This window comes from Bordetella sp. MIP270_01_BMS, from assembly GCF_054958705.1.
In genome coordinates, this window is record NZ_CM143297.1 from 480368 (window position 1) to 497834 (window position 17467).

Here is a 17467-nt window from a genome sequence, read left to right on the forward strand (position 1 = left end):
GCAGATGACGATGTTTCAAAGCTTCCGTAAGCGCCTGGCTCTACATTGCTTCGTTGCGTTCGTGGCAGCCATGGCGTCGACTGTGCATTCGGCGCCGGCTTCCGACGAGGCCTGGCTTGCCCGCGTGGGCTTCAGCGCCCAGCCGGCGGCGCTGCAGGCGCTGAAGGAGCAGGGAAGAACAGCCTATCTGCAGCAGCAGCTGTCGCCCCCGGCCTCGGATGACCTGCCGCGCCCCGTTCAGGCCTATATCGAGCGGTTGTCCAGCGTGCAAGTGCCCGCGGCCGACGCGCTGCTGGACGCGCGGGCGCAGTCAAGCGCCATTGCCGACGCGGATGGCGAGACCCGCGCGAAACTCAGGACAAAGTTTGCCAAAACCAAGCAACAGAACATCCGCGAAGCGTCTGAGGTATCCGTTCTGCGCGCCACGTTCTCGCCGTGGCAACTGCGCGAACAATTGACCTGGTTCTGGGTAAACCATTTCAACGTGTTTCATAGCAAGGCCAACATCCCTTTTGTGCTGGCCGATTACGAGAACACGCTGCGCAAGCATGCGCTGGGCAACTTTCGCGATCTGGTCGAGGCTTCGTTGAAGCATCCCGCCATGATCATGTATCTGGACAATGCCCAAAGCACCAAAGAGAAGCCCAACGAGAACTACGCCCGTGAGCTGATGGAACTGCACACTTTGGGCGTAAACGGCGGATACAGCCAGGCAGATGTTCAGGCGCTGGCGAAAATCCTGACCGGGGTCAGCGTGGATTATCGCGAGGGCGACCCCAAGCTTCCCGCGAAGCTTGCGCCGCTGTATATCTCGGAAAACGGCTTCCAGTTCGACCCCCGGCGCCACGACTTTTCAGACAAGAAGTTCCTTGGCCACACAATCAAAGGAAGTGGTTGGCCCGAAGTGGAGCAGGTGCTGGATATTCTGGTGGCCAATCCCGCCACGGCACAGCATATCGCGCAGCAGCTCGCGACGTTCCTGGTGGCCGACGAGCCGTCCAAGGGCTTGGTCAAAGGCGCCGCCGAAGTGTTTTCCAAAACCAAGGGCGACATCAAGGCCACCGTCCAGTTCCTGGTTGAATCTGCCGACTTTGAAGAAAACGCCGGCAAGCAGTTCAAGTCGCCGTACCAGTATGCGATTTCCGCCGTGCAGATCGCCAATATCGACGATCCAAAGCGCGTCGTCAGAGTGGTGCGGCAATCGCTGGCGATGGCAGGTCAGCCGCTATATGGGCGTCTGACGCCCGATGGTTACGAACTCAAGGGAAGTAGTTGGATCAGCACGGGGCAGTTGGCAAACCGGCTAGCCATTGCAGAGAACGTGGCAGGTTTGCGGGGTAAACCCGTTCCCAGGAAAAAGCAGCAAAACGAGCGTGCCGACGGTGCGATGCGCAACGCGTCGATGTCCATGCAGGCGCCGCGGCGCGACGCGGCGGGCCCTGCCCAGGCGGGGCCGGCGCAGCAAGAGCTGTTTTTGCATATTGCTGGGCCTGGGTTCATGTATCGATAGGAGCCGGCCATGGACAGACGACGTTTCTTGATCAATGGGACTGCACTTGCGGGCAGTTGGTACGCCACCAAGCTGTTCGCCGCGCCGGGGACGGACACGCGCCTGCTGTTTGTCTTTCTGCGAGGAGCGTACGACGTTTGCAATACTCTGGTGCCCATTTCGAGCAACCTTTACTACGAATCACGGCCCACGATAGCGATCCCTAAACCCGGGGGCAAAGGCCCCGACGCGGCCGTGAAGATAGATGGCGACTGGGGTTTGCATCCTGCGTTGGCCAAGTCGCTCGGCGCAATCTGGACTGAAAAACAGATTGCGTTTGTGCCATTTGTGGGTATTCCCGGAGTTTCCCGCAGCCACTTTGAAGCGCAAGAATGGTTGGAGCTTGGCGCGGCAGACGTCGAGCGAGGCGAGTTGCCGCAGCTGGGAATGCTGTACCGCCTGGCCGACGCCGTGGGCGGAGGGGCGCGGGCGGTGGCTTTTACCGACAGCCTTCCCAGCACGTTCAAGGGGCCGCGCAATATTGACAACATCGGGCTGGATCGTCGCCCGAATCTGGGCAAGAAAAACCAGGAATTACGCGAGCAGCTGATACAAAGTTATCGCGGCACTTCGCTTGAAGCCACGCTGAACGAAGGCCTTAAATTACAGCGCGACGTCAGCGAGGTGTTCGATGAAGAGCAGTTGGCCGCAGACAGGGGGGCCAACAGCGCCAAGGGCTTCGCGCAGGAAAGCGTGCGTGTGGCGGGGTTGATGCGAGACAAATTCAACCTTGCATTTATTGACGTCGGCGGTTGGGATACGCATGTCGCCCAGGGCGGCGTGCAAGGGGTGCTGGCCACGCGACTCGCAGACCTTGGTGGCGGCCTGGCGTCTTTTGCCAAGGCCATGGGGCCGGAATGGAAGCGCACGGTGGTGGTGGTGGTTTCGGAATTCGGGCGCACCATGAAAGAAAACGGCGGCAAGGGTACCGACCATGGCTTCGGCACCGCCTACTGGGTACTGGGCGGCAGCGTGAAGGGCGGGCGTCTTGTCGGGGAGCAAACGCTATTGCGAAGCGAAAAAGATCTGAACGAGGCGCGCGATCTCCCCGTGCTCAATGATTATCGAGCAGTGCTGGGGGGAGTTTTCAAAGATGTTTATGGGCTGGACGAAAGCCGGCAACGCAAAGTGTGCGGCGACGTCAAGCCGATCGATCTGAAACTGGTATAGGCAAATCGTTGCACGCCCGCGACGAAATGGCCTAATCTGCTGTGCACTTCATTCCAGGGGCGCCGGGCCCCTGGTGTTCGTATCCGTTCGAATAGGTAAACAATCCCCGAAATGGCGCTTAAAAATCTAAGAAAAAAGACTTTATTCGTTGCGATGGTCGTGGTGCCCCTGGCCGTGGCGATCGTTTACTACGCATTTTTTGCCGTAGATCGCTACGTGACGGCTGCCCAAGTGGTTGTGCGGCAGCCCAGCCAGGACACCCTCGAACAAAGTGCGCCAAGCATCGCATTGATGATGGCCGGCCTGAATCCGGCGTCGCGTGAAGAAACGCTGTATCTGCGGGAATTCATAACGTCGCTTGACATGTTGAAGGTGCTTGAAGAACGGCTGAAATGGCGCGAGCACTTTACGGGCCAGTGGCGCGATCCCTGGCTATGGATCAGCGACAGCGACTCGCAGGAAGAACTGCTTGAGTTCTACAACCGCATGGTAGAAGCGCATTTTGACGACACAACTGGTTTGTTGACTGTCGAAGTGCAGGGCTTGACCCCGGAATTTTCCAAGCAGACGCTGGATCTGATCCTTGCCGAAAGCGAAAAGTTCGTCAACGAGATGTCGCACAAGATGTCTCGCGAACACATGAGATTTGCGGAAGGGGAATTGGAACTCGCACGTAAGCGCTATGAGGCAGAGCGCCACAAAATGCTGGAGTTCCAGAGCAACAGCGAGCTGCTGGACGCGCAGGCGGCTGCGGAGTCGCGCGCAACCATTATCGCCACGCTGGAGGCCGAGCTCACCACCGAACGCGCCAGGCTCAAAGGGTTGCTGGCATCCCTGGGCGTGGACACCCCCCAGGTACGGCAGCAGCGCACGCGCATAAGAGCCATAGAAGACCAGCTTCGGGCCGAGAAGCAGGCGCTGGTGTCGTCATCGGGCGGGGACAAACTCAATGTCGTGGCGTCGCAGTATCGAAACCTGCTGATCGACGTCAGTATCGCAGAAGAGGCCTACAAGGCCAGTACCGTGGCCGTCGAAAATGCGCGAATCGAGGTCGGGAAGAAAATCCGTACCTTGATCATGGTGGTCAGCCCCAACCTGGCGCAAGAGCCGATCTATCCGGCGCGGTTATATAACCTGGTCACCCTTCTGATAGGTTTGCTGCTGTTGTATGGCATGGCCCGCTTCATCATAGCGTCGGTCAGAGATCATCATGATTAAGCCAGGGGCGCCGAATTCCATGATAACTATAGAAAAGAACACTGATATGGCTGCTGCGGTCATCCGTCATCAAGAAGTCGTTTCCGGAAACAGGAAACGATTTGCGCGATGGATGCGGCGTGGGTCGCGGATGGCGGCGGCGGCCGGGCTATCTGCAATGCTGGTCGGATGCGGAAGCTTTCTTTCTGGCGCCGGCCCGACCAAGGGGGCCATCCTCAACGGGGCCGACGGGCAGGTTGCCTATGATCTGATCGATTTGTCGGCGGACACCATTGCAGCCTATATGCGCCCGGCCGAGCCGGCGCTGAGCACGACTGTGTCGGCCACGCCTGCGCCCGACATCCATTTGGTGCCCGGCGATGTGATAAGCGCGATCATTTCGGATAGCGCGATCGAAGGGGCGGTATTTGCCCCGTTGTCGGCCGGAGGAACCGTATTCTCCAATCTGCGGGTCGATTCCAAAGGGACGATTTCGGTACCCTACGCCGGGCGCGTGAAGGTCGAAGGGCTGACGCTGCCCGCGGTTGAAGACGCATTGCGCAAGCGCCTGGAAAAAGTGGCCAGCGATCCGCAAGTGCATGTGGAAATGGTGGGCGATTTGTCTGGCTCGGTACTGGTGGCGGGCGCAGTGGCGTCTCCTGGTCGCTTTTCCGCCTTGCAAGGGCCGTTGACGCTGCTCGATGCGATCAATCAAGCCGGCGGGCCCACGCTGGAACCGCACCTGATACGAGTGGTGGTGCGAACCGGATCCGAGGTCAAAAGCTACGGTTATGACGAGATCCTGGCGGGCAAGAATATGCCGGTTCCTCCCCGATCCGAAATCATCGTTGAACGCGCCCGTCAGCGGTTCGTGGCAATGGGCGCCGTGACCAAGCCCGGGCTTTTTGACCTGCCATCGCGCAACCCCAGCTTGCTCGAAGTGCTGGGCACCGTCGGCGGACTGAGCGAAAGATCGGCCGATGCCCGCGGCGTATTCGTGTTTCGTCTGAATGACCGGCCCGCCGAAGGCGAGCCGGCGGCGCAGGTGTTTCGACTGGACATGCGAGACCCGGCGTCGATGTTCTTGGCCAGACAATTCCAGGTTAAACCGGAAGACGCGATCTACGTAACCAACGCCACTGTCTACGAAGCGCAGAAAATCATCTCGCCGATTGTGCAGGTGCTGGTGCTGGGCCGCACGATTGACGGGCTGTGAAGGGTTGACGGTGTTCTCTGGCTGGTTCAATCCGCTGCGCTGGTATTGGGGCGCAAGGGCGTTGCGTCCCGCACATCAAGTCCAGCGGCGGGAGCGCGGATTCGTGTCTGAAGGCCCGGATCCGCAGTTCCGTCTTCAGGGCGTGGTGCCTGCGGGCTGGTATTGGCTGGAAGCGAAGCTGAGCCTTCCAACGGCGCGCACGATTGCGCGTGTATATCTCGATGTGGGGCAGGGCGAGAGTCAAGACGATTCTCATGCGCTGCCGTTACGGTCCGGCCGGACGGGCAAGAGGCTGATTCGCCTGTGCCGTCCGGCGAAACTGAGGTTCGACCCCTTGACCACCGCCGGAGCTTTCGCCGTAGACCACTTCAAGTTGCGCAGAGTGCCGCAACGGGTGGCCCGCGTGCGCATGCAGCGTAAGCTGCGTAGCGTGCATCCGCGCTACCAGCTCAGCGGCGACCGTCAACATACGGCTTCGGCGCTCGCGCTGCCAGCAACATTGGAAGCGCTCTGGAAGGAGTATTGCTGCCTTTTCACGCAAGATGGCGTGGGCCTGATTCTGTACGAAGACTGGCAAAACACGGTCGAAAACATCCAAACGAAGCTTTTTGCGCAGAAAATTGCGCAAGCCTCGCCCCGGCAGTGGAATGACGCGGATGGATGGCCGCTGATATCGGTGCTACTGCCGGTGTTCAATACGCCCGAGACATTGCTGCGCCGCTGCATCGAATCGGTATTGCGGCAAAGCTATCCGAAGTGGGAGCTGTGCATTGCTGATGACGGCTCCACTGATGAACATGTGCGGCGTGTGCTGCAGCAGTACGCGGCCCAGGACGCGCGCATCAAGGTGGAATTCCGCGAGGCCAACGGCCATATTGCCAACGCAAGCAATACGGCGCTGGCCTTGGCGGGCGGCGGCTATATCGGGCTGCTGGACCACGATGACGAACTCGCCGAACACGCATTGTTCTGCGTTGCAAGCGCCATTCAAGAGCAGCCGGACGTACAGCTTCTGTACTCGGACGAGGATAAGCTCAACGAATCCGGCCAGCGTTGCGACCCGTACTTCAAGCCCGACTTCTCGCCGGATCTGCTGCTGGGCCAGAATTACTTTGGGCATTTCTGCGTGTTCAACCGCAGCCTGGTATGCGCGGTTGGCGGGTTTCGCGTCGGGTTCGAAGGCAGCCAGGACTACGATCTCATCCTGCGTTGCCTGGCCCGTCTTCCCGACGGCGGCAAGGTGCTGCACCTTCCCCATGTGTTGTACCACTGGCGCAAAACCGCAGGTTCGACGGCATTGAACCCGGCTCAAAAGCCCTATGCCTATGCCGCGGCCCAACGAGCTTTGCAGGAATACCTGGATCACCACGAGCCGGGAGCCCAGGTATCGATTGTCGCGCCGGGCCTGTATCGGCAGCATTGGCCCATGGCGACGCCGCCCAAGGTCAGCATCGTTGTACCCACTCGCGATGGGCTGGACGTGCTCAGGCCATGCATAGAATCGATTATCCAACGCACCCGCTATCCCGATTTCGAAATTCTGATTATCGATAATCAGTCGCAGTTGCCCGAAACGACGTCATACCTGGCTGATCTGGTGGAATCCATGCACGGCCGGGTGCGCGTGTATCAGTACGATCAGGCCTTCAATTATTCCGCAATAAATAATCTTGCTGCCGCCAATGCACAAGGCACGGTACTGGCCCTGGTCAATAACGACATTGAAGTCCTGAATCCCGACTGGCTATGGGAAATGGTCGCCCAGGCGATGCGGCCAGGTGTAGGGTGCGTGGGAGCCAAGCTCTACTATCCAGACGGCACCTTGCAGCACGGAGGCGTCATCCTGGGCGTAGGCGGCGTGGCCGGCCATGCGCATCAGTTCGCCGAAAAAGATTCCGTGGGCTACTTCAACCGCTTGCGCATCGTGCATAACATCAGCGCGGTTACCGGCGCAGCGCTTGTCGTCAAAAAGGCCATTTACTTCCAGGTGGGCGGGATGGATGAAACGCACCTGCCTGTGGCTTTCAATGACGTAGATTTTTGCTTGCGGGTGCGAGAAGCGGGTTACCGAAATGTTTGGACGCCGTACGCAGAGTTGCTGCACCACGAATCCAAGACTCGGGGCGCCAACAATACACCGGCCAAGCAAAGCCAGTTCGAGAGTGAACGCAGCTACATGCGTGACCGCTGGGCCGCGCTTTTAGATCGAGACCCATACTACAACCCCAATCTAAGCTTGCACCGGGAAGATTTTTCTCTGTGCCTGCGGGTGCACTGATATGGCCTTGCCGCAACGTAGTTCCCTACAGATCATGCGATCCGTGCTGTTCGCGCTGGTACTGCGCGAAATGCTTACGCGATTCGGCACGCGACGCATGGGCGCCTTCTGGATGGTGTTCGAGCCCATCCTGCATGTCGCCATCATCATGTTCATTTTTACGGCCATCCGTGGTCGCGAAGTGCCGGGAATGGACTTCCCGATGTACCTGGCTACCGGAATGATCCCGTTCTTCATGATGCGCAATATCGCCCTGCGCCTGATGGATGCCATCAGTGCCAACCAGGCGCTTTTTGCCTATCAGCAGATCAAGCCGCTGGACACACTGATTGCCCGAACGATTGTCGAGTTTTCGCTCTACGCCTGCGTATATGTGCTGGTCATAGGCGCCCTGGCATTCTGGGGGGGCTACACCATCGCGCTACATGACCCCTTGGCCTGGTTTGGCGCGCTTGCCACAGGCCTGGTTTTTTCCGTCGGCCTGGGGCTTATTTTTTGCGTGTGGACGCAGGCCTTTCCTAACGCGAAGACCTTCATCCGCGTAATTTTCCTGCCGGTATATCTGATTTCGGGGGTTATTTTTCCGATATGGAACTTGCCGCAAGAATATCTGCCGTGGCTGCTGTGGAACCCGTATCTGCACATTATCGACAACCTGCGGTCATCCATTTTCGTTCCTTATCCAGTCACCTATGGCATTAGCTATGCCTATCCCGCAAAGGTGGCGCTGGTGACATTTTTCGCGGGCATGGCGTTGTATCGCCTGCGGCGACATGACCTGGTGGCGCTATGATCGAATTGCGAAACCTGACCAAATCGTACCTGACCCTTAAAGGGCGAAAGTACGTATTCCGCAATCTTACGTTTACCGTGCCGCCGGGGCGCAATATTGCGCTGATCGGCCGCAATGGAGCCGGCAAGTCAACCCTGATGCGCCTGTTGTGCGGCCTGGACGCCCCGGACAGCGGCCGCATCATTACCGACAAGAAAATTTCCTGGCCCGTGGGACTTGCCGGCGGGTTTCAGGGGTCTCTTACAGGGCGCCAGAATGCAAAATTCGTTTGCCGGGTCCAGGGGGCCGAAGGCGAAGACATGCGCCGACGCATCAAGTTCGTCGAAGAATTTGCGGAAATCGGCTCTGCCTTCGATGAGCAGGTCAAAACATATTCCACGGGGATGCGGGCACGCGTGGCCTTTGGCTTAAGCCTGGCCTTCGATTTTGACTACTACCTGATCGACGAGGCAATGTCGGTCGGCGACGCACACTTTCGCGAAAAGGCCGCCGCCGCGTTCAAAAACAAGGTTGGCCAGGCGAACGTGATTCTGGTCACCCACGGAATGGGGCAAGTACGCAAAATGTGCGACATGGTCGCATTGCTCGAAAACGGTAACGTCACCTGCTTTGATGACGTCGAAGAAGGCATACGCGCATATCTCAAGCTAGGCGCCGCGCCCGAGTCGCGTCAGGTGCAATTGGCCGGCGCATAGCGCAAGTACAGGTATTTTTTGAAAAATAGTGATGAAAGGTGTGAAATTGGAACGTATACCAATATTGGTGTTGGGGGGAGCGGGCTACATCGGCTCGCATATGGTCAAGATGCTTGGCAGGGCAGGGTACCGGCCTGTCGTTATTGACGATTTAAGCAGCGGCCACGCCGACGCGGTAGGCGACGCAGAACTGCGGATAGGCAGCTTTGGCGACGAGGCCTTCATCAACGAGGCGATTCGTACGATAATGCCCGCGGCGGTGATGCACTTTGCAAGCTTTATTCAGGTGGGTGAGTCGGTGCGCGACCCGGCCAAGTACTACCAGAATAATTTCAATGCCACGCATACGCTGCTTGAAGCCATGCGGCGCCATGACGTAAACAAGTTTATTTTTTCGTCCACGGCTGCAATCTTTGGTAATCCCATTACAACGCCGATTGCCGAAAGTCATCCCACGCAACCTATCAACCCTTATGGTCGTACGAAGCTGTTTGTGGAGCAAATGCTAAAAGACTACGACACGGCCTATGGCCTGAAGTCGGTCTGCCTGCGCTACTTCAATGCTGCTGGCGCTGATCCCGATGGTGAGCTTGGCGAGCGGCACGATCCGGAAACGCATCTGATTCCTCTGGTTCTACGTGCGGCGGCGGGGCGTTCTTCTCACATCACGGTGTTCGGCACCGACTATGACACACCCGACGGAACCTGCATCCGCGACTATATTCATGTCCATGACCTTTGTAATGCCCATTTGTTGGCGCTGCATCATTTGCTAGATGAAGGCGGCAGCCTTCGATTCAACCTCGGTAACGGAAAAGGGTTTTCCGTAAGACAGGTAATTGACATGGTTCAGCAAGTCACTGGCCAAGAGGTTCCAGTGAAGTATGGCGACCGGCGTGATGGGGACCCTCCCGCGCTGGTGGCCGACTCTAGTGCAATAAGGCGTCAACTGGGCTGGACACCAGCCTATCCCGCACTTCAAGACATAGTCAGCCATGCATGGGCGTGGGAGCGTAAGTCAATGCTGAGCGCTTCGACGCAGTAGCGTGGTTTGTGCACACCGCTGACAGCCTATCGGCACCTTCCCCTTGCCAATACCATCGAAAACAGCGATCTAATCGAGACCACGATGTCTACAGAGAACATTGACAATAATATCTACGATGAATTGAATGACCCATCTGATATTGAAATTCAACAGCATACTGCATACCCGCCCGTGCAGACTGCACCAGTAAGCATATTCGACGATGAGTCGGGTAACATTATAAAACTGAAAGTTGACGCAGCTGTTTGTAGCGGCAATTTGATAATGATTGCCGGCTGGACATCCGGCCGCCAAGATTTCGCGTTGCGCAGCAACAAGCGACAAATTCCGTTCCGTAAGAAAAGTACTCGGCGGGTTGATGTAGCTAAGAATTTGGGATTGAACGATGCAGAAGGGATTGGATTCGTAATCGCCGCAAGATGCGAAGGCCCACCATCGATTGAGCTCTGCTATAAGAGCGCCGAAGGGGAAATCGTATCAGTACATGCAGTGGAGTGTATTGAAGAGGCGGAAGCTGAGTTTTCGGCAACGGGTTTATTTGAATCGGCTATTGGTATGATCGCCGCAACGATGAGGCCCTACACCGAAGCGTGGCGGAACATGATTAAAAAGGTCCCCGCCGCGGAACGGCCTTGTCCCACCGCGAAAGGGTTTATCGAAGCGGGTGTCTCTTCTGACATTACTGGCGATAGCGTCATCGTTGGCTGGGAGGTGCACAATTCGGGCACGCCCGTTTGGCTTGAAGATCAATCTGGCCGCATATTTACGCTAAAAAACGCTTATCGCCGATTCCGACAAGACGTTAATGATGCCGTCGACAAGGAGTTCGGGCATTCAAATCGAGACGCGGGCTTCATCGTCCGTATCAAAGGGGGAGGGGTAGGCCAGAGTGTTTATCTAAAGGCTTCGTCCGAGTACGGCGTCCATACTCTCGGCGAAGTAAAGCTCACCGCGCTTCCGGCAGCCCCTGTTGCAGCTGCGCAATGGTTATTTGGGATTGGAACGGCATTAAGTGAAACCGCAAAGCGCATATCTTTGGTGGATCGAAAGGTTCTCGAGCGCCTTATCGCTCATCGTCAGGAAATGTGGGCCGATTTGCCAGTCAAACGCAAATTCCTGGGCCCCTCTTTGGCCAACCCCAAAGTGAGCGTAATTGTGCCGCTTTATGGGCGTACAGATTTCGTCGAGCATCAACTTATCGAGTTCTCTCAAGACGCCTGGCTTATGGATAATGTTGAGCTCATTTATGTTGTTGATGACCCTCAAATCGCTGAACGTTTTATGAATGAAGCGGAAGCCCTCCATAGGATATATAACGTGCCGATGAGTTGGGTGTGGGGCAGCGTTAACCGTGGATTCTCTGGCGCCAATAACTTGGGCGCCAGTCTTGCTTGTGGCGAATATCTGGTGTTTCTGAATAGCGACGCATTTCCCCAGCATGACGGATGGATTCAGCCTTTGATACAGGTGCTTCAGTCCTATCCAGATATCGGTGCAGTGGGCCCACGTTTGCTCTTTGCAGATGGTTCCTTGCAGCACGCGGGCATGCAGTTTCTGCGGCGTGAAGAACTGGGTATCTGGATCAATCACCACCCATATATGGGGTTGGATCCTGCTCTGGATCCGAATCAGGAATTGGCTATTTTGCCCAGTATTACCGGCGCATGTATGGCAATGCGACGTAAAGATTTTGAGAGGATAGGGGGATGGGATACTGGCTACTTGATCGGCGACTTCGAGGATTCTGATTTGTGCTTGAAGTTGAGAAACGACGGTTTGAAGATTGCCTACTTGCCAACGGTACAACTTACCCATTTGGAGCGGCAGTCATTCAAACTGCTGGGCGAGAACGAGTTTCGCAGCCGTGTGGTGATATATAACGCCGTAAGACATCAAGAACGATGGAAAAAACTAATCGAGTCTCCTCTATTAGTTCAAAATATCAAGGAGCAATCGTGATGACCACGAGCCAACTCCAAGAACGAATTCTAGTAACGGCTCATGGGCACCCTGACTTTAGTTTAGGGGGAGGGGAAATCGCTGCATACAATTTATTTAAAGCGTACCAAGCACACCAAAATGTAGAGAACACGTGGTATCTCGGTAGAGCTGATCGTGGCCGCGGCGCGAACGGTACCATTAGTCTCCGGCGCCCGAACGAGTATCTCTGGGAGCAAGCGATTCATGATTGGGATCGAATGAAGGCAGCTCACCAAGAATCGTTGACCACCTGGTTTGCTGATCTCATCGGCGCCATAAAACCTACTATTGTTCATAGCCACCACTATGCGCACCTTGGCTTGGAGCATTTGCGTGTCATAAAAAATATCAACCCAGATATTCGAATTTTTATGACGCTTCATGAGTACATGGCTATATGCCAGAATAACGGGCAGATGGTTAAGACCGGGCGGTTTCAGCTTTGTAGTCGCGAGTCCTACGATGACTGCCGCCAATGTTTTCCGCATAAGACTGCCGAAGACTTCTGGCTACGGAAGCATTACTTTCAAAGCCATTTCAAGCTGGTCGACGCTTTTGTTGCGCCAAGTGAGTTCCTTCGGCAGCGTTATATTCAGTGGGGCATTGATGCCAACAAGATCATAGTTATTGAGAATGGCCAGGCGGCTGAGGCCCCGTTGCCGCCACGTGCGATTACTGAAGGTGAAAAGCGAAATCGATTCGCATATTTTGGTCAGATCACGCAGTTCAAAGGTCTGGACGTCATACTTGAAGCGCTCACGCTAATGACTAAATCGGATAGAAAACGATTGGTCGTGGAAGTGCACGGTGCGAACTTGGAATGGCAACCGCCAGAATACCAAGAAAAAATTGAACGGTTGCGGAAGCCGTTGATAGAACAGGGCGTGGTGCGTTGGGTGGGCCCCTATCAACCGCACGAGTTGCGCTCCCGCATGGCAGGCGTTGACTGGGTGTTGGTGCCGTCTATCTGGTGGGAAAATTCTCCCATGGTAATTCAGGAAGCTTATGTCTGCGGACGGCCATTGTTATGTTCAGATATTGGCGGGATGGCCGAGAAAATTCTTGACGGCGTTACCGGTCTGCATGTCAGTACCGGGAACCCATCCGCGTGGGCATCGAAATTGTTGGAGGCGGCAGATAATGCGGATCTATGGGCTCAGTGCAGAGAAAACATTCAACGCCCCATGACATATTCGGAGTGTGCAGACGCGCATCTGAAGTATTTTGCAAACATGAGCAAAGGTTAAATGATGACTGGGGATCAGCGTCTCAAATTAATCCTGCATGTTGGAGCAGGAAAGACCGGAACAACGTCCATACAGCATATGCTAAAAGATGGACGAGAAAAGCTTCGCCAAAATGGGGTCTGGTACCTTGGATTGATGCTCGAGTATGCTCGCCAACATTATGCTTGGCAGCGTCCCACTACAGTGAACCAAGATTTTCATGCACTAGAGCCAGCCGATGCCGTCGAGCAGGTCTCAGCAGTGCTGCGCGGTGTTGCCGCTGAAGCACGAGCAATCGGTATACATACGTTAATCTGGAGCAACGAATCATTCTTCGACCGAAATCATCAGATCCTAACGGCGCTTGGTGGTCTAAAGGATGAATTCGAAGTTACAGTGCTAGCGTACGTTCGCAGGCATGATTTGTGGGCACAGTCGGCGTATGTGCAGTGGGGCCTCAAACACAAAACATATCGAGGAAACATTAAACCGTTTCGCGAATGGGTCGAACAGGGGTTGCCGAAGTTCGCCGAGCGGTTGAACGTGTTCCAGAAAGCCGACGTGGGTAGAGTCGAGTTACGCAACCTGGACCGCGTCAAGGATTCCGTGGAGGATTTCAAGAAGGTCTGTGGGCTATCTGAAATACCATTGGCGAACGTCAGAACAAATGAGAGTCTCGGTAATACCGAACTGCTACTGCGCGCACTGTTTAATGATCAATATAAGCAGCCGGTACTGCCGGCCCTGTTCGACCGGGTGGTCGGAAACGGCGCTATCCGTGGTGATACACCTACGGCTTATCTGACGGAATTGGTAGCTTCAGGTGTCGATCTGCAGCAAGTGACTGAACGGACAGCAGAGGATCGTGAGCAGATCAATTCTATGCTTGAAGCGTGTGGACAAGGTCCGCTGCTTACTGACCCCGTAACTCTACCTGATCGTACCATCGCTTCTGATGAATTGTGCCTGGTTCTGGCTCGTTATGTAATGGCACAGGCGCACAAGCTCGAAAATCTGGAGCGTAAAGTTCGTCAATTGACGGAACAACTTGAACAGGACAAAAAGTGAGTTGGCTCTTGGGCCGCTCGCTTCTCGATCGCGCATATGAAAAATAAGCTAAAGAGGATAGTGTTTTATCCTCATCATTCAGGTGTGGTCCCGGCTACGGGAAGAGACGGTACGCCCATTGTTTCGTTTTTCCCCGATTTTGACGGCACGCTTCGGTCCGTTAAAAGAAACATTAGTGCCTACACCCCGAACCCTGGCAATCTTATCCACTCAGAGTCGCCTTCTCGAATTTTTGCATTCGACAAGGAACTTTCGTCGAAAGTGAACCTGTCTAGGTTAATTGCAGCGAAGGGGGGGGTGTCGCCCACCGCCGAGTTCATGAATGAGAATTACGACTCATTAGTTCTGAGCTTTGCGAACGATATAAGACGGGATTGGGGTAAAGAAGATCACCAGTTAATAGCAGAGCTATTATCCTTGCTGAATATCAATGTGTCGATCTTTGGCCTCGGCCTGCAAGCGCCGATTGAAGGTGACTTGAATGAGCTGACACCGCAGCTGCGAGAATTATTGTTATCTGCGGAACGCCATGCGACATTCATCGGCGTACGGGGCAAACAAACCGAAGACTGGTTAAGAGATCACGGTATTAGTAAAGCGATTGCGCTCGGATGTCCTAGCATGTATAGACATCCACGAAACGTGCTGGCTGCGATTAACAAGGCAAGGGATTTTCGCTTCGAGAAGTTCGCCACAGCTGGTTACGCGCATTCGTCTATAAGGCATGGCTATTTGAACAGGTTGTTCTCAAGGCATAGCGATGTTGCGTATATATTTCAGAATGATCTTTACTCGGTATTTAATTCGGATGAACATCTGAATGCTGCCAATGTCTTCGACGCTGCCTCGAATCGGTTGGATCAAGAGTTTGTAGCCAAACGTTTGCAGGAAATCCATAGAGAGCCGGCGCCATTTAACGAGTATTTCTATTTTACTAATAGTGCTTCATGGTTTCAATTCAGCTCAAGGTGCGACTTGTTTATCGGTGACCGGTTGCATGCCTCAATAGCAGCTCTGTTGGCGGGAACTCCGGCAATTCTTTTATACGAGGATGCGCGCGTCAAGGAGATTGCGGATTTCTACGGTATTCCGTCGATTAGGCTTGATGAGACAGACAAGCATACGCCAGAATCGCTTTGCGAACTTTTATTTGCTGCCGAACGATTAGATCATTTTGCGCTTACTTATGTGAAACGGCTAAAACGATTTCACAATTTCTGTCGGCGGCACGGCTTTGGCTTTACGTACGAAGACGAGATATTGCAGCTGATCGCAACTGAGCTTGGTGCCGAGGCGAGATAAACTCTCGTCGGACGAACGTGCCACTTTCTTAAAGTGGCTAAAGAACTCTTGACGCTTCATAATATTTTATTCTCCACGACTAAACTACTAATCGCAAAGGAAACTGATGAGGAAATTATTTATACATATCGGCCTGCCAAAGACGGGATCCTCCGCAATCCAGTCGGCCTTGTCATTGAACCATCAGACGCTCCTGGCTGAATGTGGATTGTCCTACGCTGATCTTGCCCCTCAGGCGAAAGAGGGGCGGATTACTTCCGGGAATGCAAAGCATTTGGTTCCGCTGTTATGTGGTGCGGCCGCAAGTACGGAAGTTCCATCTGACTTCAGCGAGCAATTTGAGGACGTATACTTCACAGGAAGTGACGTTGCCCTTATCTCAGGAGAAAGTCTCGCGAAGGCTTCTCCCCAGGCGCTTCGCTGGTTTTCCGATTATTGCATTGAGCGAGGCATCGATGTGGAGGTTATCGCATACATTAGGAACATATATGACCATTGCTGGTCTGCCTATCAGCAGCGTGTGAAAAAGGGTGGCTATGCGGGTCAGTTTGATTTACATGCTGAGTCGTATCAGAATCCTCAGGTCCAATGTATAAAGATATGGTCGAACTTTTTCTCGAAAATTTCGCTGCTGCACTTCGATAGTGTGAAGTCTGATTTGCTTGGCTCTTTCTTTTCTACCGTTGGGTGTGGACAGGTGCTCGACTCATTGGAGAGGGTAAATGTTATTAATAGAAGCATGTCGATGTATGAGTTGCAACTATTGTTGCGATTAAATGAATACGCGCGCGCTACCGGTCAGGAGTTTAAGGGGGTATTATCAGATGCGCTCATTTATGCTAACCCGACGGGCAAATCATGCTTTATATACGACCCGCGGGTGCATAATATGCTGGTCGAGAAGTTTAATGATGACGTGGAGTGGGTGCGGAGCACCTTTCCGCAATGTGAGGCGTTCACCGTCATAGATCCGGCGAGTCAGCGGAATAAGAATGTGACGCAGGACGAAGTTCCAAATGAGGTCGACGTATTGTTCAAATCGCTTATCAGGCGGATAGCCATGTTCAAGCGGCAAGTAGCGGTGAGCAAACAGACTGCGTGAATGGCGGAACTAAAATAAGTGGCACCGATTTATCTGGTATGAATGTTAGATTTTTCGTTATATTAAGAAAATGGTTACTTGAGGCCTAGATTGTTGGGCAATATACTGCTCGAAGACTAGTGGGGTGATATGCACTTTCGTGTTCGAAAGACCGTTATCCAGTTTATCCGGGTTGAGTACAGTCCTGACAAGAAGCGCGGCACCAATACGATATTGGGGACGGTTCGCTTGGCGAATCCCGAGTTGCCGGAAAGCCTGCGAGAGCGATTGACCGCACAGGAGATAGCTGAGTTTGAGCGTTGGCTTGTTATGCACCGGCGGGTCGAAGAACTCCAGCAAGAGTTGGCCGCGATGACTCTTGCGAGTTCCATTTCGGCGGCTTATGGATGGTTCGCGAGAAACGGAGACTCCAGCGCCGCTAGGGCGGTTGCGCATGACATCATGTTTCAGTGGCAGGCGTTGAGGCGTGTTTTTGTTAAGAATGGAATTCTTGATTAGTAATTGTTCGTTTATAGGGGTGAATCATGAACAAAACTATGGTATCGAAGTCTTTAGTTCCCGTTGCAACCATTCGCGTCGTCGATCTAGTCGAAAGGGCACGTGCATCTAATCCTAAGGTTTTTGGAGATATCAGCGACAAGAAAGTCGCCGGCCTTGCCCGACTGGTTATGCAGCAACTCAATCAAGATGTTTCCCAGCTTGCTGAGGGGTCGCTGAAGGTTCAGGGGTTTGGTAATTTTGTGGTGAGGCAAGTCGACAAGAAAAGCGATAGTGGGGATGCGGTGATACGTCGAGTGGTGTTCCGTCCGGCTAAGCCGAAAGCGGTTGCCACGAACGAGTAGG

The 17467-nt window shown here is 54.4% G+C and carries 14 protein-coding genes; all 14 read left to right on the forward strand.

Features of this window, described 5'->3' with window-relative positions:
* Positions 1-124: 124 nt before the first annotated feature.
* The 14 genes from ACV17W_RS02265 to ACV17W_RS02330 all read left to right on the forward strand — a co-directional run bounded on the left by ACV17W_RS02265 (position 125) and on the right by ACV17W_RS02330 (position 17466).
* Complete coding sequence (locus ACV17W_RS02265; protein WP_462594842.1) at positions 125-1510, forward strand: DUF1800 domain-containing protein; 1386 nt, start codon at positions 125-127, stop codon at positions 1508-1510.
* 9 nt (positions 1511-1519) lie between these two features.
* Entirely contained in the window at positions 1520-2719 is a 1200-nt protein-coding gene (locus tag ACV17W_RS02270; RefSeq protein ID WP_462594843.1) for a DUF1501 domain-containing protein, read from the forward strand.
* Between the two features lie 111 nt (positions 2720-2830).
* Positions 2831-3937 carry an ABC transporter permease gene (locus ACV17W_RS02275; protein WP_462594844.1) on the forward strand — a complete coding sequence of 369 codons (1107 nt, stop codon included), beginning with the start codon at positions 2831-2833 and terminating at the stop codon, positions 3935-3937.
* Positions 3930-5132: a polysaccharide biosynthesis/export family protein gene (locus ACV17W_RS02280; RefSeq protein ID WP_462594845.1), complete on the forward strand. Its 1203-nt coding sequence runs from the start codon at positions 3930-3932 to the stop codon at positions 5130-5132. Before ACV17W_RS02275 ends, ACV17W_RS02280 begins: the two co-directional genes overlap by 8 nt.
* A 103-nt stretch (positions 5133-5235) precedes the next feature.
* Positions 5236-7410 carry a glycosyltransferase family 2 protein gene (locus tag ACV17W_RS02285; RefSeq protein WP_462594846.1) on the forward strand — a complete coding sequence of 725 codons (2175 nt, stop codon included), beginning with the start codon at positions 5236-5238 and terminating at the stop codon, positions 7408-7410.
* Between the two features lies 1 nt (position 7411).
* Positions 7412-8203, forward strand: coding sequence for an ABC transporter permease (locus ACV17W_RS02290; protein WP_462594847.1), 792 nt, complete (start codon positions 7412-7414; stop codon positions 8201-8203).
* Entirely contained in the window at positions 8200-8898 is a 699-nt protein-coding gene (locus ACV17W_RS02295; protein ID WP_462594848.1) for an ABC transporter ATP-binding protein, read from the forward strand. Before ACV17W_RS02290 ends, ACV17W_RS02295 begins: the two co-directional genes overlap by 4 nt.
* Positions 8899-8929: 31 nt before the next feature.
* Positions 8930-9943, forward strand: coding sequence for a UDP-glucose 4-epimerase GalE (gene galE / locus ACV17W_RS02300; RefSeq protein WP_462594849.1), 1014 nt, complete (start codon positions 8930-8932; stop codon positions 9941-9943).
* Between the two features lie 84 nt (positions 9944-10027).
* Positions 10028-11905, forward strand: coding sequence for a glycosyltransferase family 2 protein (locus ACV17W_RS02305; RefSeq protein ID WP_462594850.1), 1878 nt, complete (start codon positions 10028-10030; stop codon positions 11903-11905).
* Positions 11905-13173 (forward strand): glycosyltransferase family 4 protein, encoded by a 1269-nt coding sequence (locus ACV17W_RS02310; RefSeq protein ID WP_462594851.1) that lies wholly within the window; start codon positions 11905-11907, stop codon positions 13171-13173. The genes ACV17W_RS02305 and ACV17W_RS02310 overlap by 1 nt, the downstream gene beginning before the upstream one ends.
* Positions 13174-14220 carry a hypothetical protein gene (locus ACV17W_RS02315; protein WP_462594852.1) on the forward strand — a complete coding sequence of 349 codons (1047 nt, stop codon included), beginning with the start codon at positions 13174-13176 and terminating at the stop codon, positions 14218-14220. It abuts the gene before it with no gap.
* Between the two features lie 36 nt (positions 14221-14256).
* Complete coding sequence (locus ACV17W_RS02320; RefSeq protein WP_462594853.1) at positions 14257-15522, forward strand: polysaccharide pyruvyl transferase family protein; 1266 nt, start codon at positions 14257-14259, stop codon at positions 15520-15522.
* Between the two features lie 106 nt (positions 15523-15628).
* The gene (locus tag ACV17W_RS02325; protein WP_462594854.1) at positions 15629-16624 is read left to right on the forward strand and encodes a hypothetical protein; all 996 of its coding nucleotides are present in this window, start codon (positions 15629-15631) and stop codon (positions 16622-16624) included.
* Between the two features lie 524 nt (positions 16625-17148).
* Positions 17149-17466, forward strand: a complete 318-nt coding sequence (locus ACV17W_RS02330; RefSeq protein WP_462594855.1) for a hypothetical protein — start codon at positions 17149-17151, stop codon at positions 17464-17466.
* Position 17467: the final 1 nt, after the last annotated feature.

Excerpts from the sequence above, each read along its gene's own strand:
- ACV17W_RS02305 (WP_462594850.1), top strand. The coding sequence starts at position 10,028 with ATGTCTACAGAGAACATTGACAATAATATCTACGATGAATTGAATGAC.
- ACV17W_RS02280 (WP_462594845.1), top strand. The coding sequence starts at position 3,930 with ATGATTAAGCCAGGGGCGCCGAATTCCATGATAACTATAGAAAAGAAC.
- ACV17W_RS02290 (WP_462594847.1), top strand. The coding sequence starts at position 7,412 with ATGGCCTTGCCGCAACGTAGTTCCCTACAGATCATGCGATCCGTGCTG.
- ACV17W_RS02315 (WP_462594852.1), top strand. The coding sequence starts at position 13,174 with ATGATGACTGGGGATCAGCGTCTCAAATTAATCCTGCATGTTGGAGCA.
- ACV17W_RS02325 (WP_462594854.1), top strand. The coding sequence starts at position 15,629 with ATGAGGAAATTATTTATACATATCGGCCTGCCAAAGACGGGATCCTCC.
- ACV17W_RS02330 (WP_462594855.1), top strand. The coding sequence starts at position 17,149 with ATGAACAAAACTATGGTATCGAAGTCTTTAGTTCCCGTTGCAACCATT.
- ACV17W_RS02320 (WP_462594853.1), top strand. The coding sequence starts at position 14,257 with ATGAAAAATAAGCTAAAGAGGATAGTGTTTTATCCTCATCATTCAGGT.
- ACV17W_RS02310 (WP_462594851.1), top strand. The coding sequence starts at position 11,905 with ATGACCACGAGCCAACTCCAAGAACGAATTCTAGTAACGGCTCATGGG.
- ACV17W_RS02295 (WP_462594848.1), top strand. The coding sequence starts at position 8,200 with ATGATCGAATTGCGAAACCTGACCAAATCGTACCTGACCCTTAAAGGG.
- ACV17W_RS02275 (WP_462594844.1), top strand. The coding sequence starts at position 2,831 with ATGGCGCTTAAAAATCTAAGAAAAAAGACTTTATTCGTTGCGATGGTC.
- galE (WP_462594849.1), top strand. The coding sequence starts at position 8,930 with ATGAAAGGTGTGAAATTGGAACGTATACCAATATTGGTGTTGGGGGGA.
- ACV17W_RS02270 (WP_462594843.1), top strand. The coding sequence starts at position 1,520 with ATGGACAGACGACGTTTCTTGATCAATGGGACTGCACTTGCGGGCAGT.